Annotated in this window: 19 protein-coding genes and 1 pseudogene; 7 read left to right on the top strand and 13 right to left on the bottom strand. The window is 66.5% G+C overall.

The window, feature by feature from the left end; translation table 11 throughout:
• Position 1 precedes the first annotated feature (1 nt).
• From ACM0PK_RS14855 to ACM0PK_RS14830, 6 genes are all read left to right on the top strand, one after another.
• A complete protein-coding gene (locus tag ACM0PK_RS14855) occupies positions 2–547 on the top strand; it encodes a DUF2878 domain-containing protein (RefSeq protein WP_139727076.1) in 546 nt (181 codons plus the stop codon).
• Positions 544–1,329: a DUF1295 domain-containing protein gene (locus ACM0PK_RS14850; RefSeq protein ID WP_414607337.1), complete on the top strand. Its 786-nt coding sequence runs from the start codon at positions 544–546 to the stop codon at positions 1,327–1,329. Before ACM0PK_RS14855 ends, ACM0PK_RS14850 begins: the two co-directional genes overlap by 4 nt.
• Positions 1,326–2,399: an SAM-dependent methyltransferase gene (locus tag ACM0PK_RS14845; RefSeq protein WP_005416505.1), complete on the top strand. Its 1,074-nt coding sequence runs from the start codon at positions 1,326–1,328 to the stop codon at positions 2,397–2,399. The genes ACM0PK_RS14850 and ACM0PK_RS14845 overlap by 4 nt, the downstream gene beginning before the upstream one ends.
• 8 nt (positions 2,400–2,407) lie before the next feature.
• On the top strand, positions 2,408–2,941 hold the full coding sequence (locus ACM0PK_RS14840) for a lipocalin family protein (RefSeq protein ID WP_005416504.1): 534 nt from the start codon (positions 2,408–2,410) through the stop codon (positions 2,939–2,941).
• A gap of 317 nt (positions 2,942–3,258) precedes the next feature.
• The gene (locus ACM0PK_RS14835) at positions 3,259–3,885 is read left to right on the top strand and encodes a response regulator transcription factor (protein WP_414607344.1); all 627 of its coding nucleotides are present in this window, start codon (positions 3,259–3,261) and stop codon (positions 3,883–3,885) included.
• Entirely contained in the window at positions 3,882–6,251 is a 2,370-nt protein-coding gene (locus ACM0PK_RS14830; RefSeq protein WP_414607336.1) for an ATP-binding protein, read from the top strand. Before ACM0PK_RS14835 ends, ACM0PK_RS14830 begins: the two co-directional genes overlap by 4 nt.
• On the opposite strand, the gene ACM0PK_RS14825 is transcribed toward ACM0PK_RS14830, so the two are convergent.
• The 9 genes and pseudogenes from ACM0PK_RS14825 to ACM0PK_RS14785 form a co-directional block, all read right to left on the bottom strand.
• Positions 6,208–6,963, bottom strand: coding sequence for a SapC family protein (locus ACM0PK_RS14825; protein WP_053496662.1), 756 nt, complete (start codon positions 6,961–6,963; stop codon positions 6,208–6,210). The two genes, ACM0PK_RS14830 and ACM0PK_RS14825, sit on opposite strands and share 44 nt — an antisense overlap.
• 110 nt (positions 6,964–7,073) lie before the next feature.
• Positions 7,074–7,346 carry a hypothetical protein gene (locus tag ACM0PK_RS14820; protein ID WP_005409616.1) on the bottom strand — a complete coding sequence of 91 codons (273 nt, stop codon included), beginning with the start codon at positions 7,344–7,346 and terminating at the stop codon, positions 7,074–7,076.
• 201 nt (positions 7,347–7,547) lie between these two features.
• Positions 7,548–9,584, bottom strand: coding sequence for an elongation factor G (gene fusA / locus ACM0PK_RS14815; protein WP_414607335.1), 2,037 nt, complete (start codon positions 9,582–9,584; stop codon positions 7,548–7,550).
• A gap of 415 nt (positions 9,585–9,999) precedes the next feature.
• Positions 10,000–10,749 (bottom strand): hypothetical protein, encoded by a 750-nt coding sequence (locus ACM0PK_RS14810; RefSeq protein ID WP_065178577.1) that lies wholly within the window; start codon positions 10,747–10,749, stop codon positions 10,000–10,002.
• 64 nt (positions 10,750–10,813) lie between these two features.
• A complete protein-coding gene (locus ACM0PK_RS14805) occupies positions 10,814–11,575 on the bottom strand; it encodes a heme ABC transporter ATP-binding protein (protein ID WP_164229445.1) in 762 nt (253 codons plus the stop codon).
• Positions 11,572–12,615, bottom strand: a complete 1,044-nt coding sequence (locus tag ACM0PK_RS14800) for a FecCD family ABC transporter permease (RefSeq protein WP_164229446.1) — start codon at positions 12,613–12,615, stop codon at positions 11,572–11,574. Before ACM0PK_RS14800 ends, ACM0PK_RS14805 begins: the two co-directional genes overlap by 4 nt.
• The gene (locus tag ACM0PK_RS14795) at positions 12,612–13,658 is read right to left on the bottom strand and encodes a heme/hemin ABC transporter substrate-binding protein (protein ID WP_414607334.1); all 1,047 of its coding nucleotides are present in this window, start codon (positions 13,656–13,658) and stop codon (positions 12,612–12,614) included. The genes ACM0PK_RS14800 and ACM0PK_RS14795 overlap by 4 nt, the downstream gene beginning before the upstream one ends.
• Positions 13,659–13,709: 51 nt before the next feature.
• A pseudogene (locus tag ACM0PK_RS14790) lies at positions 13,710–15,084 on the bottom strand (YncE family protein).
• 122 nt (positions 15,085–15,206) lie between these two features.
• Positions 15,207–16,235, bottom strand: coding sequence for an alpha/beta hydrolase (locus tag ACM0PK_RS14785; protein ID WP_414607333.1), 1,029 nt, complete (start codon positions 16,233–16,235; stop codon positions 15,207–15,209).
• Positions 16,236–16,555: 320 nt separating this feature from the next.
• Between ACM0PK_RS14785 and ACM0PK_RS14780 the strand changes: the two genes are divergently transcribed.
• Complete coding sequence (locus ACM0PK_RS14780) at positions 16,556–16,930, top strand: hypothetical protein (protein ID WP_005416493.1); 375 nt, start codon at positions 16,556–16,558, stop codon at positions 16,928–16,930.
• A gap of 73 nt (positions 16,931–17,003) precedes the next feature.
• Here ACM0PK_RS14780 and ACM0PK_RS14775 read toward each other — a convergent pair whose 3' ends face one another.
• From ACM0PK_RS14775 to ACM0PK_RS14760, 4 genes are all read right to left on the bottom strand, one after another.
• Entirely contained in the window at positions 17,004–17,375 is a 372-nt protein-coding gene (locus ACM0PK_RS14775) for a DUF805 domain-containing protein (protein ID WP_164229451.1), read from the bottom strand.
• Positions 17,376–17,563: 188 nt separating this feature from the next.
• On the bottom strand, positions 17,564–18,841 hold the full coding sequence (locus ACM0PK_RS14770) for a replication-associated recombination protein A (protein ID WP_414607332.1): 1,278 nt from the start codon (positions 18,839–18,841) through the stop codon (positions 17,564–17,566).
• Between the two features lie 241 nt (positions 18,842–19,082).
• Positions 19,083–19,721: an outer membrane lipoprotein periplasmic chaperone LolA gene (gene lolA / locus ACM0PK_RS14765; RefSeq protein WP_005416489.1), complete on the bottom strand. Its 639-nt coding sequence runs from the start codon at positions 19,719–19,721 to the stop codon at positions 19,083–19,085.
• Positions 19,722–19,832: 111 nt separating this feature from the next.
• Positions 19,833–21,776, bottom strand: a complete 1,944-nt coding sequence (locus tag ACM0PK_RS14760) for a DUF3857 domain-containing protein (protein WP_065184880.1) — start codon at positions 21,774–21,776, stop codon at positions 19,833–19,835.
• Positions 21,777–21,780: the final 4 nt, after the last annotated feature.

Below are 21,780 nucleotides of genomic sequence, written 5' to 3'. Positions count from 1 at the left end.
GATGCGCAGATTCTGGCCCAATCTGCTCGGCAACCAACTGGTCTGGGTGTGCGCCGTGGCCGGCGCCGGGCGCGGCTGGCAGTGGCCGGCGTTGCTGGCAGCCTCTCTCTACATCGGCAGCCAGCTGCTGACGTCGCCGCAACCACGGCTGGATCTTCGGTTGATGGTGTTGGCACTGGCCTGCGCATGGCTGGTCGACGCCAGTGCTGCCGCCAGCGGCACCGTGCGCTACGCCGCCGCCCCGCTGGGCTGGGTGCCGCCTCCCTGGATCATGGCGCTGTGGGCCGCGTTCGCGATGACGCTGACCACCTCGATGCGCTTCCTGCTGCGCCACCCTGCCTTGCCGGCCCTGTTCGGCCTGCTGTTGGCACCGCTGGCCTACCTCTCCGCAGCGCGCGGTTTCGATGCGGTCCGTTTCGCCGCACCCACGTGGCAGGGCCTGCTGGTGTTGGGTGCGGGCTGGAGCATCGCGCTTTCGCTGCTGTGCGTCACCGCGCGTCGCGGCTCTCGCACCACCCCGCCCTCCCTGGCCGGAGCATCGTCATGATCAATCTGCTGTGGGTACTGCTGTATGCCGTGCTGGTGATGAGCTGGGGCTGGGCCTGGCAGCGCCGCCACCAGAACATCGGCGTTGTCGACGTGCTCTGGGCCAAGTGCGTGGGTGCCTCGGCCCTGCTGCTGGCGCTGCTCGGCGATGGCGCGATGTTGCCTCGGGTTGCGTTGGGCCTGCTCGGCGGCCTGTGGGGCGGCCGGTTGGCGCTGCACCTGTGGCGCCGGGTCCGTAGTGAACCCGAAGACGGGCGCTACCGTTATCTGCGCGAACACTGGCAGAGCCACCAGGGCAAGATCTTTGGCTTCTTCATGGCGCAGGCGCTGCTGGTCGTGCTGTTCGCCCTGCCCTTCGTTGCGGTGGCAGCCAATCCCCATGCTGGCCTGACACCGTGGACAGTCGCCGCAGCCCTGGCCTGGCTGCTGAGCGTCGGCGGCGAGAGCCTGGCCGACCGCCAACTCGCACGTTTCCGCGCCGACCCGGCGAACAAGGGCCGCACTTGCCGCGAAGGGCTCTGGCGTTATTCACGCCACCCCAACTACTTCTTCGAGTGGCTGCACTGGTTCACCTATGTGCTGCTTGCCGTCGGCTCCCCCCTGTGGTGGCTGGCGTGGGCCGGGCCGCTGCTGATGTATCTGTTCCTGCGCTATCTCAGCGGTATCCCCTTCACCGAGAAGCAGGCGTTGCGCAGCCGCGGCGACGACTACCGTGCCTACCAGCGCAGCACGCCCATGTTCTTTCCCTGGTTCCCCCGTTCTTCCAAGGAGCATTCCGCATGAGCGCGATCCCGTCACTGAATCCGGCCGAAGATGCGGAAACCGGGCTGATCGCCTGGGCCGAACGCGGGCTGGTTCCCGATGCGGCGCTGCGTGCCGGCATCCGGCGCCTGTGCGCGCAACGCCTGCATGAGGAATCGGCGGGAGGTATCGAGGCACAGTCCGCGCGCTTCAGCCGTCGCATCGCAGAACTGACCGACAGTCCGCTCGCATTGCATACCGACGCGGCCAACCGCCAGCACTACGAAGTTCCCGCGGCATTCTTCCAGGCCTGCCTGGGCAAGCGGCTGAAGTACAGCAGCTGCTACTACCCCACCGGGCGCGAAACGCTGGACCAGGCCGAGGAGGCGATGCTGGAACTTTATGGCCAGCGTGCCGGACTTGCCGACGGCCAGCAGATTCTCGAACTGGGCTGTGGCTGGGGTTCGCTGACCCTGTGGATGGCCGAACGCTATCGGCAGGCCAACATCACTGCGGTGTCCAACTCGCACAGCCAGCGCCAGCACATCATGGCGCAATGCCAGGCCAGGGGCCTGCACAACGTCGAGGTACTGACCCGCGACGTCAACCAGCTTGAGCTGCCCACGGCACGCTTCGATCGCTGTGTCTCGGTGGAAATGTTCGAGCATGTGCGCAACTACCAGCGACTGCTGGCGCACATCGCGCAGTGGCTGAAGCCCGACGGTGCGCTGTTCGTGCACATCTTCGCCCATCGCACGTTGATGTACCCGTTCGAGACCGAGGGCGGCGACAACTGGATGGGGCGCCACTTCTTCACCGGCGGCCTGATGCCGGCCGCTGACACCCTGCTGCATTTCCAGCGCGACCTGCGACTCGATCAGCGCTGGCTGCTGGACGGCACCCACTACCAGCGCACCGCCGACCATTGGCTGGCCAACCAGGATGCGGCCCGCGAGGCGGTGATGCCGGTTCTGGTCGCAACCTACGGCCAGGCGGCGGCGAAGATCTGGTGGCAGCGCTGGCGCATGTTCTGGATGGCCTGCGCCGAGCTGTTCGGCTACGACGATGGCCAGCAGTGGCTGGTTGCCCACTATCTGTTCCGTCCCCGTTGAGGTGTGACATGCGCATGCGCTCCCTGCTTCCCCTGCTGGCCTTGAGCCTGTTCGGTTCCGGCTGCAGTTCCAGCGATACCCGTCCTCTGCCCCGCCCGCCCTCGGTGGACGTGCCGCGCTTCATGGGCGACTGGTATGTGATCGCCCACATACCCTCATGGCCGGAGCGCGAGGCCTTCGACGCGGTGGAGAGCTATGCACTGCGGCCGGACGGGCGCATCCAGACGACCTTCACCTATCGCAAGGGCAGTTTCGACGCCCCGCAGAAGTCGATGCACCCGGTTGGCCGGGTGGAGAAGAACGGCAATGGCGCGATCTGGGGCATGCAGTTCGTCTGGCCGATCCAGGCTGAGTATGTGATTGCCTGGCTGGACGACGACTATGGCCAGACCATCGTCGCACGCAGCAAGCGCGACTATGTCTGGTATATGGCGCGTACCCCGCACGTGTCGGACAGCGACTACCAGCACGCCGTGGAGCGCATCGCGGCCATGGGCTACGACACCGGCAGGCTCAGGCGCGTACCTCAGTCGGTGCGATAGATCGCCAACCGCCCACCACTCGGCTCGCGGGTGACCAGGCACTTCGGCGTGACGCGTCACATTAATACCCCCCCCCCTCGAAGGGTGCCGGCAGCCCTGCAACCCAGGCCACCTGTACCCAGCGAGAGCGCGCCAGGACACTGCGTCCACACGGCTTTCAACCTGACGATACGTCCAGCCCATGGATCAGCTCTTATCGATGGAGCTCATACATCGATCTTTAGGAATAGTCGTAAAAGCGCAACAAATTCGATGTTCGACGCGACAGCGGCGCCAGAATGGCGGCCACGCCCACGGGCGCTGACCACCTCCCGCGCATGAATGGATTTCCTGCACCGCGCCGGCTTCGCCTGGCGCTCCTGGACGATCATGAAGTCGTCCGTCGCGGCACCGCCCTGCACCTGTCAGGCGATCTCCGGTTCGACATCGTCGCCAGCCATGGTTGCAGCGGTGCGCTGATCGACAGCCTGCACCGCTTGCCCGTGGATGTGGCCATCATCGATCTCACGCTCGCCCGTGGCGACCTGGGCGGCATCGAGCTGGTTACGCTGCTCTGTCGCGAATTCCCGCGCACACCAATGCTGGCCTTCGCCACGCTCTCTCCCACCACGAATCTCAACAGCCTGATCGATGCCGGACTCGGTGGGTTCGTCAGCAAGGCCGAACCCCTTGCGGCATTGTCCGACGCCATCGTGCGCGTCTTCCAGGGCCTGATCCGGATTCCGCCGGACGTCAGGCTGGCCGGTGATCTTGGCGAGCTCAGCCGCAACGAGCGGGAGGTACTGGAGCTGCTGCTGGAAGGCCTGACCGTATCGGAGATCGCGCTGCGCCGGCACCGCAGCATCAAGACCGTCAGCACACAGAAGGTCGCGGTGCTGCGCAAGCTGGGATTGCGCAGCGATGTGGAGATCTATGCGCTGCGTGAACGGCTGGAGTCTCCGTGAGGCGCCATGCGCCATTGCGCCCGTGCCTGCTGATCCTCGGGTTGCTGGTGCTGCTTCTCCTTCCCGCTGCGTCGGCGGAAGATATCCGGTCACCACGCTGGCTGCCGGGCAGCAGCGTGCGGGTCTCCACCGCCCCGTCCCTACGCCCCGCGCCCGCGGCGATGGCCGATCCGTCATCACCGCCGACGCTCGCCCATGGCTACGCCAACCTGGTGGCGCGTCACGCCCAACTCAGCTTCCTGGAACAGCCCTACCCGACGACCGCCGCATCAATCCTCGCTGTGTGCCATCACGAGGCCGACCTGGTCATGGTGTTTGGCGGTGCGAGACACCAGAAGCTACCCTGCCCCGACCTTGCCGCGTCCAGCCGCTTCCGGGGTGGCGCCACTCTGCTGGCAGGGCGCGCCGGCGAATGGCTGCCACGGGAGATACGCGGGCTCGACGGCCGGGTCGTGGCCGTGGTTGAAGGCGGGCCCTACGCCGGCTGGCTGCGCGCGCATCACCCTCAGATCCGGCTGCAGCCCCTGCCTGATCGGTACGCAGCATTGGCGGCAGTGCAATCCGGCGTGGCCGACGTGGCGATTGGCCTGGAATCCACGCTGCGCCCGCTGGTTCGACGCCATTTCAACGGCAGCCTGCGCCTGCAGCCATTCGACAGCGACTTCTCCACCGACCTCTACCTGCTCGTCCGCCAGGAAGACCAGCAGCTGCTTGAACGCATCGGACAGGCATTGCGGGAGATCACACTCGAGGAGCATGCGAGCCTGCTCCACCTGTGGGCAGGCCAGACCCTGCCAGCAGCGGCGGGGAACGCACTGGACTGGATGCAGGCCTCGCCCCCGCGCGGCTGGCTGTTGCTGGCCCCTCTGCTGGTCGCCCTGCTGCTGTGGCCCATGACCCGTCACCTGCGGGTACGGGGCGACCGCCGCAGCGCGCAGGCCATCGGGATGATCAGTCACGAGATGCGCAATTCTGCGCAGGCCGTACTGGCCTCGATCGAGCTGCTTGGACAATCGGCACTGCCGAAAGGCGAGCGCGATCTGCTCGCCGCTGCCAGCAGCGCCAGCCAATCCCTGCGCGGCCTGTTGAATCGCGCACTGGATTTTTCGCGTCTCGCCAGCGGCGCTTTCAGGCCGCATGCACAAGCCTGTGATGCGACCCGGCTTTGCCGGCAGGCACTGGAGGCCATTCGGCCACAGGCGCAACGGAAAGGGCTGCAACTGCATCTTGATGCCCCGGCCGAACCTTCGCCGATCATTCTGGTAGACAGTGATGCGCTACGCCAGATTGCCAGCAATCTGCTGGCCAATGCGGTGAAGTTCAGTGATATCGGCGGCATCGAGCTGCGCCTGCGACTGCTTCCAGCAGCGCGGCCGCAGGAGCTGCTGATGGAGGTGATCGACAGCGGGATCGGGATCGCGCCAGCACAGGTAGCCGAACTGTTCCAGCCTTTCCGTCAAGGCAGCGAGGGGCATCAGCGTGGCGGTAGTGGCCTCGGGCTTTCCATTGCACGCGAGCTGGCGCGTGCGATGGGAGGCGATCTGACCGTGCACAGCGTCCTCGGTCGCGGCAGCCGCTTCATCCTGCGCCTGCCGGTGTGCGCAGCTGACTCTGCCGAGAGTGTCCGGGACATGCCCGTGGAGGGCACGCCACTGGCCGGGCTGCAACTGCTGCTGGTGGAGGACCACGCACTCAATCGCCACGTCATTGCTGAACAGTTGCGGCGCTGGGGCGCCGAGGTATGTGCCCTGGAAGATGCGGCCAGCGCGCTGGCCGAACAGATACGCCACCCCCGCCCTGCCGCGTTGATCGACATCGGGCTGCGTGGCATCGATGGCTACGCATTGGCACGCGAACTGCGCGCCCGTAACGGGCATCCGCTCCGCCTGATCGCCTTGTCCGCCCGCACCGGGCGAGGTCACCACGCACGTTGCCGTCGCTCGGGTTTCGATGCGGTGCTGGCCAAGCCGTTGCGCGCCGCCGAACTGCTCGCTGCGCTGGGCATTCCGGCGCCGGAGAGCGTGGACGCACTTGAGCAGGTGACTGAAATGGACGCGGCCTACAGCGCCGACATCTGCGATGAACTCAGCAGGATCGAGCGGATTGTCGATCGTGCAGACGCATCGGCGCTCGGTCATCACGCGCACCGATTGCAGGGCGCGCTACAGATGCTGGGTCAATGCGAGCACGCCGCCGTCGCGGCCGAGCTGGTCGACCTGGCGCAGGACGCCACGCCAGACTGGACCGACGCACGTCGCCTGCTGTGCGTACTGCAGGCCGGACAGGGCGCCCGCGTCGCGGGAACCCTGCCCAACCCCTTGATCACGCGGCCAGACGCTCGACCTGGCGACGGGTCAGGTCATTGAAGCGACCCAGCGACATCAGGTGCTGGTGGATCAGTGCCAGCCAGCCACTGCGGTGCCACTCGACCACGGTTGCTTCCGGCAGCGCCACGAACTTCTCGACGTCCACGACCAGGAAGCCGTTGAGGTTGAACTCCCGGCCATCCGGGATACGCACGGTGGCGTTGCGCTCCACCAGCAGGCCGTTGTCGACCAGGGCCTTGGAGAAAGCCTGGGTCTGTTCGTGTTCGCGGGTGTACTGGCCGCAGAATTCCAGGGCCTGCTGCACCATCTCGGTGGCCTTGCCGTCAACGAACAGCGGCTGGCCTTCCTCGCCCCCCTTGACCACGCGCGGGCTCTCTTCGTCGATGCCCAGCAGGAAATCATTCTCCGCACCGGTGTCGATGAAGATGAAGGGGTGGCGGCGCAGGTAGGCGGGAATGTAGGCCTCGTCTTCCCACAGGCCATCCTTGATGAACAGGTTCTGGTCGGACACGCCCACGGCAGCCATCGGAACCGCGCTCGGGCCGGCAAACAGGATCGGGAAGTGGTGCAGGGCCAGCGAGAACTCGCCCAGCACCAGCGGAATGGCATTGTTGCCGGCGGCGAACTCCAGCTTGCCCGGCAGGATGCGCAGATCGGCATGCACATCGGCCTGCAGCGGCACCGGGCGGGTATAGAACAGGGGGGCGCCGCTCGGCGCCGCTTCGGTGGTGGTGTCGCTGGTGGTGGTCATGTTGGGAACCGTTCGATCATGCGCGCCTGCCATCCCGGGCACGCCAGCGGGAACAACCTGAATCCCGCATTATCAACAAGCTCGATGACAACGGCCACCCCACCGGCGAACTATTTCAGCTGCAGGGGGTAGCGCTGCCAGAGTACGTGGACCAGGAAACCGGCCAGCTCGGTGTCGCGGGCACTGACCGCCGCACGGATCTTGTCCAGCAGCACCATGTCGCTGCAGGAACGCACGTCGGCATGATTGGCCTGCCCTGCCCTGCGCGCACGATAGCGCGCCGCCCGCTGCGCATCGCTCATCGCGTACCCGAACTTGGGCGGACGACCGCGCTTGCGCGGCAGGGTCAGCTCCAAGGTTCCGGGGTCTTTGTCATCACGCATGAGAGGGGTGCGGGCGGCGGCGAGCAACGGGGGGTGCGCAATTTATCGTGAGGCATCACTTTAATCCAGCTTTTTCTGCGAATTTGTTGCAGCGCAATGCAAACGTTCGCACACCGATGCGGCCTCATCCACGCATGGTGTGGATACGGAACCCACCGCAATGCAAAGAGGGAGCCCGCGAACGGGCTCCCCTCACCTTGCCTATGCCGCGCGTACTGGCTCATAGCCGTGCAGGTGCGCCTCACTGCTGGCCCGCCCCTGGCTGAGCGAACGCAGCGAGGTGGTGTAACCCACCAGCTGCGCCAGTGGCGCGAAACCACTGACCTCGGCACGACCGTCCTGGTCCTCGATGCGGGCGATGCGGCCATGGCGCCGGTTGAGGTCGCCGACCACATCACCCACCGACGCCGACGGCGAATGCACCGTCACCGCCATCACCGGCTCCAGCAGCTGCGTGCCACCCTCGGCCAGCGCCGCCTTGATCGCCTCGGCGCCTGCGCGATGGAATGCCATCTCCGAAGAGTCCTTGGCATGGGTCTGGCCATCGACAAGACTGACCTCGATGCCGACCACCGGATGTCCCTGCGGACCTTCCGACAGCGCAGCACGCACGCCCTTTTCCACCGCCGCGATGAAGCTGCGCGGCACCACGCCACCGACGATGCGGTCGTTGAACACGACAAGGTCGTCGTCGCGCGGCGTCACATCCAGCACCACGTGCGCGAACTGGCCCTGGCCACCGGTCTGCTTGACCAGCCGCCCGACGACACCGGTCATCGGGCGCATCGGCGTCTCCTGGTAGGCCACGCGTGGCGCACCTACGGCCACGTCGACCTTCCATTCGCTGCGCAGGCGCTCGACCATCACTTCCAAGTGCAGCTCGCCCATGCCCCAGACCAGGGTTTCGGCCGTATCGCGATCGGTTTCGACGCGGAACGAAGGATCTTCCTGGGCCAGGCTGGCCAGGCCCTGCGCCATCCGGATCAGGTCCGCCGCACGCGCCGGCTCCAACCGCCAGGCCAGCACCGGCGCCTGGGCCTGGATGTTCTCCAGCCGCAGCGGTTGCGCACGGCTGCTCAGCGTCTCGCCACTGACCGCATCCTTCCAGCCCAGTACCGCGACGATGTCACCGGCCACGGCCTGCTCGATGTCATGGGTCTGGTCGGCCTGCACCCGCACCAGGCGACTGACACGCCGCCCTTGCGGATGCTGCGAACTGGCCACCGCGTCGCCCACCTTCAAGGTGCCCGAGTACAGCCGCACGAAGCTCAGCGCGCCGTGCTGCTGGTGGGTGATCTTGAACAGCAGGCCTGCCAGTGGACCGTCCGGATCCGGCGGCAGCATCACCTCGCCCTCATCGCTTTCGGCGCTGACAGCAGGGCGATCCAGCGGCGACGGCAGGTAATCGACCACGGCATCCAGCAGCGTCTCGATGCCCTTGTCCTTGAACGCAGCACCGGCCAGCACAGGCACGCCTGCACCTGCCAGCGTCGCCCGGCGGATTGCCGCGCGCAGCGCCCCGGCATCGATCACGCGACCTTCCAGCCAGGCATCGGCCAGTTCTTCGTCATGATCGGCCACAGCTTCGACCAGCGCATCGCGCTGGGCCTGCCATTGGGCCCGCGCCGCTTCGTCCCATGGAGTCACCGTGGTTGCGCCGCCTTCCTGCCACTGCAGCACGCGCTCATCGACCAGATCGACCCAGCCATTGAAGCCGCTTTCGCTGCCCAACGGCACGCCCAGCGCCCACGGCCGCGCGCGCAGCTTGTCCTGCAGCTGCTCCAGCACGCGCTCAAACGAAGCGCCTACGCGGTCCATCTTGTTGACGAAAGCGATCAGCGGCACGCGATGGCGACGCGCCTGGCGCCACACCGTCTCGGACTGCGGCTGCACGCCATCCACGGCCGAGAACACCGCCACGGCGCCGTCGAGTACCCGCAGGGATCGCTCGACTTCGATGGCGAAGTCGATGTGGCCGGGGGTGTCGATCAGGGTCAGCCGATGCGGCGGCAGATCACGCGGTGCCCACTGCGCCTGCACGGCGGCCGCGCCAATGGTGATGCCCCGTTCGCGCTCGATCGCCGAGAAGTCGGTGGTCGCATTGCCGTCGTGCACTTCGCCGACGCGATGGATCTCGCCGCTTTTCCACAGCAGGCGTTCGGTCAGCGTGGTCTTGCCGGCGTCGATGTGGGCAATGATGCCAAGGTTGCGACGGCGGGAAAGGACTTGGGTGTTCATGAGATAGGTTCCTGCAAAGCCAACGATGGGGGCCGCGCACCCCGGTTGGCGACAGGGTGCGCGGCTAGCGTTCGGTCTCGGCGATCTGGTGCATGGCACGTTCTCCTTGCGGTACGTCGGGTTAGGGAAATGAAACTGCAGAAACGAAAAGAGCGCCCCGAAGGGCGCTCTGTGGATGATCCAGCGATAGCCGCTTCAGCGGCCCTGTGGAGCTCCAGGCAGACACGCCCGTTCCGCGCTTGCGCGGGTCAGGGTGAAAAACTTCAGGAGCGGCATCCGGTTCATGGGGCGCATTCTAGACCTGCCAATCTGGCGCGCAAGTGAATATTGCAAACATAAATAGAACGATGAGACCAGCAAAGATCGGGGTCAGATCCCTTTGCCCCGGGCAAAGGGTTCTGCCCCCTGGCAGCCCTCACTTGCAGCCGTGCAGCTTGCGCGCCTCGGCCACTGTTGCAGGCTGGTCATCCCCCATCGACATCCAGCCCTTCAACGAAATCGCCGGGTCCACGTGCGGCAGCCGTGGGCCACCATGAATCACGACCTCGATCCAGCTCCCCACCGGCGCCAGCTCGGACAGGCGTGCCGCCTGATCATCTTCGGTGCTGAATGTGTCGTCCGGGCCCGCCGGCGGCGTGGTATTCACGGTTTCCGTCTTGCGGGTTCGGACCCGAAGAGCACCATCCGGCAGCCGCTGACTGATCACGTCGTAGCGCTCGATACCGTATGCCCAGCTGTTCTCGCCAACACTGCGGGTCTCGCTACCGTCATCCGCCACGGTTACCACCTCGCCTGCCGGCCCGACAACGCCCGCGACAGCCCCCAAGCCGGACATCAGTGCCTGATAGACGATCATCTGCCGCTGCTCGGTAGTCAGCGCTCCGGCCTTGAGCTTGGCGGCAGGAATCTGCAGGTACGCCGCTTCACTGCACAGCACAAGTACCTGCTGGTCGTCCCAGCTCACCGACATTTCCTCGTTGGCAAAGTACTGCGTCTTCATCGACGTCACCGCGGCACCGTCGCCACTGGAATGCCGGGTTTCGATCAGCGAGGCATTCTCGGCCGCGTTGGTCAGCGAAACCTGGGAGGTCGACGCTGCATGGGCTGCGCAAACGGAAGCAATCATCGCGGCAAGCAGCACGCTGCGGGTAACGGTGCGGAACATGGCATCAGTCCATTGAAGAAAACGAAGCCTCCATGATACCCGGAGCAACCTGGCGGACCTTCGCTCAGGTCACCACCACCAGCGGCACCCCACGACGCGGATGCTCCAGCACCACTACATCCTGCTGGTACACGCGCTGCAGGTTGTCTTCGGTGAGCACCTGCAATGGCGTGCCATCGGCCGCCACCGTGCCCTGCTCCAGCAGCACGATGCGGTCGGCATAGCCTGCGGCCAGATTGAGGTCGTGCAGGACCACGATCACGCACGCACCGGCTTCGGCACAGGCACGCACACTGCGCAGCGTGCGCTCCTGATGGCGCAGATCCAGCGCAGCAGTGGGCTCATCCAGCAGCAGCAATGGCGTGTCCTGTGCCAGCACGCGCGCGAACGTGGTCCGGGCGGACTCACCACCGGACAGCTGCTGCACCTCGCGCAGGCGCAGGGCCTGCAGTTCGGCGGCATCGATGGCAGCTTCCACCTGCGCGTCGTCCACACGCGGATCCGGCGGATGCGGCAATCGCCCCATCGCCACCACCTCTTCGACGCTGAAAGCAAAACGCACGCCGTGCTCCTGCGGCATTACCGCGCGCTCGCGCGCCAGCGGCCCCGCCTTGTAACTGGTCAACGGCCTGCCCAACAGGCTCACCTCCCCCGCATCGGCGCGCAGGTCGCCGGCCGCGACCGCCAACAGCGTGGACTTGCCCGCACCGTTCGGGCCCACCAGTGCGGTCACCGTACCCGGTTCGAACGCCAAGGAAATGCCGTGCAGGATCTCGCGTTGCTGGCGGCGCACCACCACATCGTGCAGCTTCAGCAGCACACTCATGGCACCGCCTTGCGGCGCTGCTGCAGCACCAGCCAGAGGAAGAACGGCGCACCCAGCGCGGCCGAGAACAGGCCCAGCGGAATCTCCGCGGGCGGATCCAGCGTGCGCGCGGCCGTATCCGCCACCACGATCAGAAGTGCACCCAGCAGGCCGGACAACGGCAGCAACCAGCGATGGCCGGGACCCACCAGCAGGCGCGCCACGTGCGGCACCACCAGGCCGACGAAGCTGATCGAGCCCGCAAACGCCACCGCCGCCCCCACCAGCAGCGCGCTGAACGCAACCAGTCGGCGCCGCGTGCGGGTCACATCCAGCCCCAGATGCTGGGCCTGGCGCTCGCCCAGCGCCAGCATGTCCAGCGGCGTTGCCAATCGTTGCAACGCGAACACGCCAATCGCAAACAGCGGCACCACCGCCACCACATCGGCCCAGTTGGCACGTGCCAGCGAGCCCATCTGCCAGAACACCAGCGACTGCAGTTCGCTTTCGCTTGCGATATAGGTGAGAAAACCGATCAGCGCCGAACAGAACGCCGCCATCGCGATACCGACCAGCAGCAGCGTCGCATTGCCACTGCCCTTGCCCGGCCGCGCCAGCGCATAGGTCAGGCCGATGGCCAGGGCGCCACCGACGAAGGCGGCAACCGGCACCAGCCAACCGGCGGCGCCCGCAGCGCCGAGAACAATGGCAGCGACTGCCCCGAGCGCAGCACCTTGGCTGACACCGACGATGCCGGGGTCGGCCAGCGGATTGCCGAACAGGCCCTGCAGGCTGGCACCGGCCATCGCCAGCGAGGCGCCAACCATTGCGCCCAACAGGGCGCGCGGAATGCGCAGCTGCCAGACCACGGCCAGGTCGCGACTGCTGACCGCCTGTGGGTCAAGCAGGCCCAGCTTCACCGCCAGCGCCTGCATCACCTCCAGCGGTGGCAACCGCAACGGACCCACGGCGAACGACGCCAGCACTGCCCCCAGCAGTGCCAGCAACACCACCATCAACATCGCCCGCCCGCGACGGCGGCGCCGATCCGCCGGACTCATGCCTTCGGCAACGCTGCCAGGGCCTTGGCCAGTGCCAGCGCGCCCGCACCAGAACCCACGCTGGTGTACTTCAGCTGCACATCCGGCATCACCCAGACCCGGTTGGCCTGCCCGGCCGGGGTCTGCTTCAGCGTCGGGTACGCCTTCCACAGGCCATCGGCACCGCCGAACAGCTGCAGGTCGTGCTCGGTCACCAGGATCACTTCCGGTGCCGCCGCGACCACGCCCTCGTTGCTCAGCTGCGAGTAGTTCTTCACCCCGGCCTCGGTGCCGATGTTGATGCCGCCGGCCAGGGCGATCAGCTGCGCCGAGGCGCTGTCGGCACCCGCAACGGTGGGCGAGCCGCCAGCGCCGGTCGCCGATACGTGGATCAGTCGTGGCGCATGGCCCAGGCCCTTGCCAATCGCTGCAGCCTCGTCGAGCTGGCGCTGCACCTGCGTGGCCAGTGTTTGCCCCGCTTCGGCCAGCCCTAGTGCCGCAGCGACCTTGCGCACCTTGTCCGGCGCCGGCTGCAGGTCATCGATGACCACCGCCGGCTCGCCCACCTCGCGCAGCTTTTTCGCCAGCTCGGTGTGGCGGCGCAGGCTGTTGCCGAGGAACAGCGAGCCCTGCAGGCTCAGCACGCCTTCCACGCCCGTGGTGCGGTTGAACAGGAACTGGTGCGGGGCAGCCAGGCCGGCCTGGGTGGTGGTGTTGGTTGGCGCAGCGAATACCTGCTTGCCCAGTCCCAGCGCCTCGATCACCGCGATGACGTCGTCACCACCGGCAATGATCCGGCTGGTGTCGGACACTTCAATGTCAGCACCGTCATCGGAATGCACTTTGGCCGGCAGCACGGCCCTCTGTTCATGCACCGCTGGCATCTCGGCACCGGCCAGGCGCTGCCAGCCTGCCGGCAACGCGGTTTCGGCAGCAGCTGTTGCGGCAGGCGGCTCGGCAGTCTTGTGGCCATCAGACGGCGTTGACGAGCCACTGCAGGCGGCCAGCGCCAGCGAAACAGCCAACGGAAGCGCACACGGGCGCAGACGGGACGCGATGTTCATGGACGTTCTCCTTGCTGGCAGGGCGACGCGCACGCCGCCCTGCCCTGTGACTTACTGCTTCGGGGTGATGCGGGTGATGCGGTCACCCTTCGGATCTTCGGTGCCACGTGACTTGTTCACCGCGAACACGTTGCCCTTGCCGTCGGCACGCACATGGTTCGGAAGGGTGCCGCCATCGAGGTTGGCCACCACCTTGCCGTCGCCGTTCACCACCGTGACCGTACCGGCGCCACGATTGCTGACATAGGCCAGGCCGGAGGCAGCATCGAAGGCGACGTTCAGCGCGCCGGCGCCGACCGGCACGTCATGCAGCACCTTGCCGGAAGCCACATCGACGATCAGCAGGTTGTCGGTGCCCTGCGAGGCCACGTACAGGCGGTTGCGTGCTGCGTCGAAGGCCACGCCAGAGGCGCTGATCGAATTGCCCAGGTCGATGACCTTGTCGACCTTGCCGCTGGCGACATCGATCACCGCCGCTTCCGGCGTGCCGATGCTGACGGTGAACAGCTTGCCGCCCTTCTCGTCCAGCACCAGGCTCATCGGGGTGAACTTGCCATCATCCACGCCGGACTCCAGCGTCACCTGCGGCAGTTCCTTGAACGTCTTCGCATCGAACACCGACAGGTGGTCCTCACCCGTGGCCGAAGCGAACACCTTGCCGTGGGTGCCGTCGACCACCACGTCGCGCGCATGCGGCACGGTGTCGACGGGGAACTGGTGGACCAGCGAGAGGTCCTTCTGGCGGTAGACCGCAATCGAGTTCTGCCGGGTATTGGTGACCCAGACATTGCCATTGGCGTCATCCACGCCCACACCGTAGACCGCATAGACCGCGCCGTTGGTGCTGCCCGGCACCTGCGCCGGGGTGATCGCCTTGATCACCTTCAGCGACTTCGGATCCAGCTTCAGCAACTGCGACTGGGTCACCGGCGGACGGCCCACCGCCGAGGTGACGAACACCGCGTTGCTGGCGGCGCTGTAAGCGGACTGATACAGCCCCGGCACCAGCTTGTTGGACTGGGTGGCGAACTGCGCCTGGCCGGACAGCGGCAGCTGCGGCGACACGCGCAGCTTCAGCACCGTGGCCGCAGCCGGCTGGCTCGCGCACCACCACTGGGTGGGTGCCCGGCACCGCATCGGCCGGAATGCTCAGCTGGGTCTTGAAGTTGCCGTCGGCATCGACCACCAGCGGCTGCGTGTTGAGCACGCTGTCGCCACGCAGCAGGCTGACCTTCTGGCCCGGCACGAAGCCACGACCAACCACATCGGCAGTGCTGCCGGGAACCACGTTCTCACCGCGCGAGACGACCTCACCCTTGAAAGTGGCGTTGGCCGGCTGATCGAACACCGGCTGGGCGGTGGCGGTCACCGCCAGCAGCAGACCGGCGGCGAGAGAGGTGAGACGGAAAGACGGACGGAACGACATGGCAGGCTCCTTGCACACGTAGGCCGCGCCACGTGGCGCGGGATTCATCGGTTGCCTGGGCCGCTGCACATCGGCAGCCTCGCCTGGGTAGTGGGGTCGCACGGCATCGCGTGCGAAGGGATTCACTCGGCGGCGCTGTCACCGCCATTGGGCACGCCATCGCCGGCGCTGCGGTCAGTCACGCCGTACAGCTCATGCAGCGCAGCGTGGAACGATGCCGGCAGCATCGGGCCGTGGCCGAGGCCATCGAACTCGCGGTACTGCACGCTCAGGCCCGGCACCTTGCCCAGCCGCTCGGACAACTGCATCGCCGCATCCGGGGTGGCGCCACTGATCCGGCGCAGGTGCGCAACCACGCGCGGGTTGCTCATATCGCGCTTGCCGCGATCACCGACGCGCTCGGCGCCGCCCAGCATCAGCCAGAGCTTGGCCGGCTGGCCGTGCACGTTCTGCACGAACTGCTGCTCCGGATCACCCAGCGCCGCGCCCTGGCTCCACCACAGCGACGGGCTGGCCGCCAGATAGGACTGGAACGCAGCCGGACGCGTGTACAGCGCATTGAGTACGAACAACCCACCCAGCGAATGCCCCCACAGCGCCTGCTGCCGCGTATCGATGCGTGCGCGACGCTCGACTTCCGGCTTGATGCGGCGCTCGATCACATCCAGGAAAGCCGCAGCGCCGCCGCCGACGGCCTGGGTCGTGCCGCTCCCGTCGTCGGCACGGTCGATCCACGCGGTGTAGTCGCGGGTACGCGCCCTGGAATCGATGCGCAGGTCGTTGTCGTAGCCGATCAGCACCAGTACCGGCGGTGCCTTGCGCGCAGCAAGCTCGGCCAGCAGCGGCTGGTCCAGCACCATGGCCACGGCATTGCCATCCAGCGCGTACAGCACCGGGGATGGGGTCTTGCCGGCCCTGGCCGGAATCGCCAGGTTCACCCGCCAACGGCGCTGCTGGTCCGGGCTGTCCACCACGAAACGTTCAAAGCGATAGCTGGCCGCCGGCTCGTCCAGCACGGTGTGGCCGATCTTCTGCAGCGGATTGCGCTGCTGCGCATGGGCGTAAGGAGTGGCCAGGAGCAGACCCATCATCATGGCAGCCAGGCCGCGGGCCAATGGGCCACGGCGCGAAGGCAGGACGAAAAGCTTCATCAGTGGCGGCAGGAGCGGCCAAGGCCGCCGGTTCTCAGGGGACCGCAGTCTACCTTAAACGCGAATGATTATCACATCGATCAAACGTCACGCTGTGTATCACGCGCGCGATGCATTCATTTTCCCGGTTGCGCCGGAAACACCGGATCCACTATTTTGCCGGGCAGCGGGGCGCAGGAGCGCCCTTCCCTCGCAGGGCTGCGGATGGATGGGCAATCGAGTCGCCGGCCGCGCCCTGTCCTTTGCCAAACCCATCCACGCATGGCGTGGATCTACTGACCACCATCCACGGGAATGAATCCCGTGACTGCGAGAACACCTTGAAGCGCACCGCCTTGATCGCCCTTTCCCTCGGCCTGCTTGCACCGCTGGCCGCCCATGCCGCACAGGATCTGCCAACGCTCTACCAGGCCTTTGAAGAGGCCGGCAATTCGTCACTGGGCATGGAAGAACTCAACCAGACGGTGACATTCACTGCCGTTGCCCTGGGCGTCTCCAGCAACCTGGCGGGCGAGCCGCTGATCGAGGCCGGCGACGACCAGGGCAATGTCCTGGCCCGGCTGACCAGCGACGACGAGCACCAGGCGGCCAAGCTGGGCGCGCTGGAAGAAGGCGCGACTTTCACCGCAAGCTGCACGCTGCAGTTCAGCTCGGGAACGGACTACCTTTCCTTCGGCGACTGCAGCATCAAGTAAGAAAGAAGCCGGCGAAACGCCGGCTTCGTTTTCCCGCCCTGTAGAAGTCGAGCCATGCTCGACTCACGCAGTCTCACGGCCCCGCAGGCGCCGGGCCGTAGACGTTCTCCTGCGGTGTACCTGGCAGCAGCGCGAACACGAAGATCACCAGGCCACCGAACGGAACGAAGGCCAGCAGGTACATCCAGCCCGACTGGTTGCAGTCGTGCAGTCGGCGCACGGTGACGGCGATGACCGGCACGAACGTGGCCAGCCAGAACACGACGAACAGGATGATCGACGCGATGCCCAGCACGTCGGACTGCATCACCAGCCCGGCGATGAGCGGCACCATCAGCACGGCGGAGACGATCAACAGGAACAGCTGGAACATCCAGTACTCGCGACGGTTGGCACGACCCTCGAACTGGGCATAACGCTTCAACGGCAGAATCATTTCCTGCACGGCATCAATCCTTGAAAAAGCAGCCGCGCAGTGTGCCAAAGGAGCGCCCGCAGGACAATGTGGTGACGAACCACACTCGACTGCCATTACCCCTGTAGCGCCGAGCCATGCCCGGCTGCTGTTTCCGCAGGTGCTGCTGGGTCGGTCCAGAGCGGAGTCGAGCATCGCTCGATGCTACATAAGCCAGCTCAACGGCCCTTCGCGGCCCTCGCCGCCTCACGTTCGGCGCGCAGCCGATCAAGCTTTTCCTTCAGCTTGATCTCCAGGCCCCGCGGCACCGGGTTGTAGTACACCCGTTCGCCCATCGCATCCGGGAAACCGGTCTGGTCCAGCGCGATGCCCCCCTCGGCATCGTGGTCGTACTGGTATTCGGCGCCGTAGCCCAGCTCCTTCATCAGCTTGGTTGGCGCATTGCGCAGATGCAACGGCACCTCTTCGGTACCGCTCTGGCGCACGTCGGCCTTGGCCTGGTTGAACGCGGCATAGCCCGCGTTCGACTTGGCGGTGCTGGCCAGGTACAGCACCAGCTGGGCGAACGCGAGCTCGCCTTCCGGGCTGCCGAGCCGCTCGTAGATGTCCCAGGCTTCCAGCGCCATGCTCTGCGCGCGCGGATCGGCCAGGCCGATGTCCTCGATCGCCATGCGGGTCAGTCGACGTGCCAGGTAGGATGGATCGCAACCGCCATCGAGCATGCGGGTCAGCCAGTACAGCGCGGCATCCGGATTGGAACTGCGTACCGACTTGTGCAGCGCTGAGATCTGGTCGTAGAACTGCTCGCCGCCCTTGTCGAAGCGGCGGGTACGATCGGCCAGCACCTGGGTCAGGGTCTGCGGGGTGATGCGACCCCCTTCCCCACCCGCCAGTTCGGCGGCGATTTCAAGAAGGGTCAGTGCGCGGCGCACGTCACCATCAGCGGCAGTGGCGATTTCCAGCAGCAGCTCGGGCGCAACCTCGATACCCTCCTCGCCCAGGCCGCGTTCGCGGTCGCCCAGCGCGCGTTCCAGCGCCTCGACGATATCGGTTGGCGATACCGCTTCCAGCACATGTACGCGGCAACGCGACAGCAGCGCCGAGTTCAGCTCGAACGACGGATTCTCGGTGGTGGCACCGACGAACAGGATCGTGCCGCGCTCGATGTGCGGCAGGAAGGCATCCTGCTGCGCCTTGTTGAAGCGATGCACCTCGTCCACGAACAGCACGGTGCGCCTGCCCTCGGCGAACCGTTGCGCAGCCTCGGCCAGCACCTGGCGCACTTCCGGCAAGCCGGACAGCACGGCGGAGATGGCACGGAACTCGGCATCGGAGTACTCGGCCAGCAGCAGTGACAGCGTGGTCTTGCCGCAGCCCGGCGGGCCCCACAGGATCATCGAATGCACGCGCCCGGATTCGACCGCGCGACGCAGCGCGCTGTCCGGCGCCAGCAGGCGCTTTTGCCCGACCATTTCGTCGAGGATGCGCGGGCGCATGCGCTCGGCCAGCGGGCGCAGATGTTCCCGATCAACGCTCAGCAGATCGGGGCCGGGGAAGGAAGTTGAACGATGTCTTGCCACCCGCACATTGTACCGCGACAAGGTGACGACGATTCCGGTAGTGCCGGCCGCTGGCCGGCAGATCAAAATTGCGTCAACCAAGGTTGACACCCACCAAGGCGGTGCCGGTTGACACCCACCGGAGCAGGTGGCGCCGGGTCATGCCCGGCATCCTCGGTCAATTACCGATGACGTCCGTGCCCTTCGGCGGGGTGAAGCTGAAGGTGCCGGCAGCAAAGCCTGGATTGCGCTTCCAGCCACTGAAGCTGATCACGGTGCGCTGTCCGACCGCGTCGGTGATCTCCATCTTGGCCAGGCCCTGGGCATTGAAGCCCAGCGCGGCGTACTGGAAGCTGGCTTCGGTCTCGCGCTTCGGCGACAGCGACAGCCACTGCAGGCCATCACGCTGCGCAGCCTCTTCACTGACGTCGTACTGCTGTTCCAGCAGCGCCGGGTTGATCAGCGCAGTCAGCGGGCTGTTCTGCTCTTCCTTGCCCTGCTCGCGCACGGTGACCTGCTCCAGGTCCGGCTCGTACATCCAGACCTTCCTGCCGTCAGCCACGATCAGCTGTTCGTGCGGGCGCACGTATTCCCAGCGGAACAGGCGCGGCGCCGACAGGGCCACGCGGCCACTGGTCGATTCCTTCACCTTGCCGCGGCTGTCGAACACCTGCTGGCTGAACTGGCCATCCAGGCCCTTCAGGCCACTGGTGAAAGTCTTCAGGTCATCGCGGGCACCGGCCCAGGCACTGCCGGCAGCGGCACAGGCGACGGCCAGGGTAGTCGTGGCAAGGAAACGGCGGAAGCGGAAGTTCATGCGGAAATCCTGTGGGCGCGGGCGCCAGGAAAGGTGGTTGCCAGTGTGCCCGGGGGAAGATGAATGGGCGATCAGGGCGACATTATGCCGCCCTGAACGTCCATCGGCGATTCAGCCGTCAGATGCCGGCAGCTTGCCGTACAGCACCTGGCCGCGGAAGCCGCGACGCACTTCGCGGTACAGCGCGCGGAACGCCGGATAGTCCTGCGGCTGGCACAGCGCCTCGGGGCCACGCACCGCGTTCTGCTGCAAGCGGTGGTGCACGATCACCTCCTGGCCCTCGCGGCTCCAGTCCACCCGGTATTCGCCAGCGGCATTGGTAAAGCGCTGGCTGGCCGGAATGGCGATGATCGGCGCATTGGCCGGGAACTGCAGGCGATAGGTTTCCTCGCGCAGGCTGGCATTGCAGTAGAAAGGCGTCTCGTTGGCCGGCGCCGAGGCGGTGGCGTACAAGCCACGCACCGACTCGCCACCCGGCGGGTCCGGCACGGCCATGCCGCCGGCCACGCTGAAGTCGGCGTAGTCCTCGGCCTGGAAGGCCATGCGGTAGCCGAACGGCCGGGTCAGGTCGACCGGTACGCCCTGGATCTGCAGCTGCCCTCGCCCATCGAATCCTGAGGCGGCCATGATCTGCTCCTCAGCGCGCGCACGGTTCTGCGCGTTGAGCTGTGAGAACTGCGCGCGCATGCCGATCTCGGCGTTCTCGCCCAGCTTCGGGATCGTCTCGCCGCGCAGGTTGCCGTTGGCGTCGAAGGTGAAACGCACTTCCATCGAGGTGGCGTTACGCTCCGGCGTGTTGGCCGGGGTACGCGCCAGCGTGGCGTCGCGGGTGCGCATCACCGGCGCACCCAGGTCACCTTCCGGCAGCTGGCCGAAGCGCGCCCACGCGGTGGTCGAATCGAGGTACAGATCGAATTCGGGGATGTAGGTGATGGCGTGGTTGAAGCGGCCCAGCACCGGAATCCTCGGCAGCGTCGGGCCGCCCCCCGCACCGATCAACACCGGCGAGCTGGCGATACCCTTGGCCGCCAGCAGCGCCTCGAGGATCGTCACGTGGTCCTTGCAGTCACCATAGTGATTGTCGAGGATGCTCTGCGCGCTGTTCGGCTCCAGGCCACCGTTGCCCAGGTACACCGCCACATAGCGGATGTTCTGCGCGACCCAGCGATACAGCGCATCAGCCTGTTCGCGGCGGTCGCTGATGCCGGCGGTGATCTCATCAGCGAGCGCCTGCAGCGCCGGGGTCACCTGGGCCGCCGGGCCCGCCTTGAGCTGGTAGGCGCGCCCCATCTGCGACCAGTCACGATACGTGCTGGCCATGATGTTCGGGCCGAACTCCCAGCCCGCCGCCGACCAGTTCTGCGCCGGCATCGCCTCGCGGCGCTGGTAGCGCCAGCGCCATTGCGCCTGGCCATTCTTCACTGTCGGCCGGTCACTGCCCTGCACGCCGCGGCTGTCGACGAACATCGGCAGGTTGGCCGGCGCACTCAGGGTGACCTCGGCGTCCTCGTACTCGGTGAACACGTTGAAGGTCTCCCACAGGCCGAAATAGCCCGGGAAGTACGGCGTGGCCTGGGTGCGGCGCACCTGGTAGTACAGGCGCGTGCCCGGGGCCAGGTTCGGGAACACGATCACCCGCACCTTGCGGTCGGCATACATCGCCGCCGAAGCGCTGGAGTAGCTCTCCTGCGTGTAGATGCGGTCGGCCGGAACGTCGCGGCGCTGGCCGTCGGCAGTGATGGTGTAGGCGCCAAGCACTTCCAGCGTTTCCATCTTCTCGCTGTAGCTCAGCCGCACCTGGCTGAACTGCTCGACGGAGGCCTTGGTCTTGAGCAGGACTTCGTAGGTTTCGGTCTGCACATTGCCCGCATCCGGCCGCACCTGGTAGTCGGCGCGGTAACGGACAATGCTGAAATTATTGCTGGCTTCGGTATCGCCGCTGGTGGATGGCGGCGCCGTGGCGGGCGCGGAGGTGGCGGTTTCTGCCAGTGCCGGGCCGGCAGCCATCAGGGCAGCCAGCGCCAGCGCCAGCGCGCTTGGTACGGGGTGAAGCATGCGT

Origin of the sequence: Stenotrophomonas sp. FR010 (assembly GCF_047520755.2) — a bacterium.
Classification (GTDB): domain Bacteria; phylum Pseudomonadota; class Gammaproteobacteria; order Xanthomonadales; family Xanthomonadaceae; genus Stenotrophomonas; species Stenotrophomonas sepilia.
Note: the sequence above shows the minus strand (reverse complement) of the source record. Positions and strands in the feature narration are given on the sequence as shown.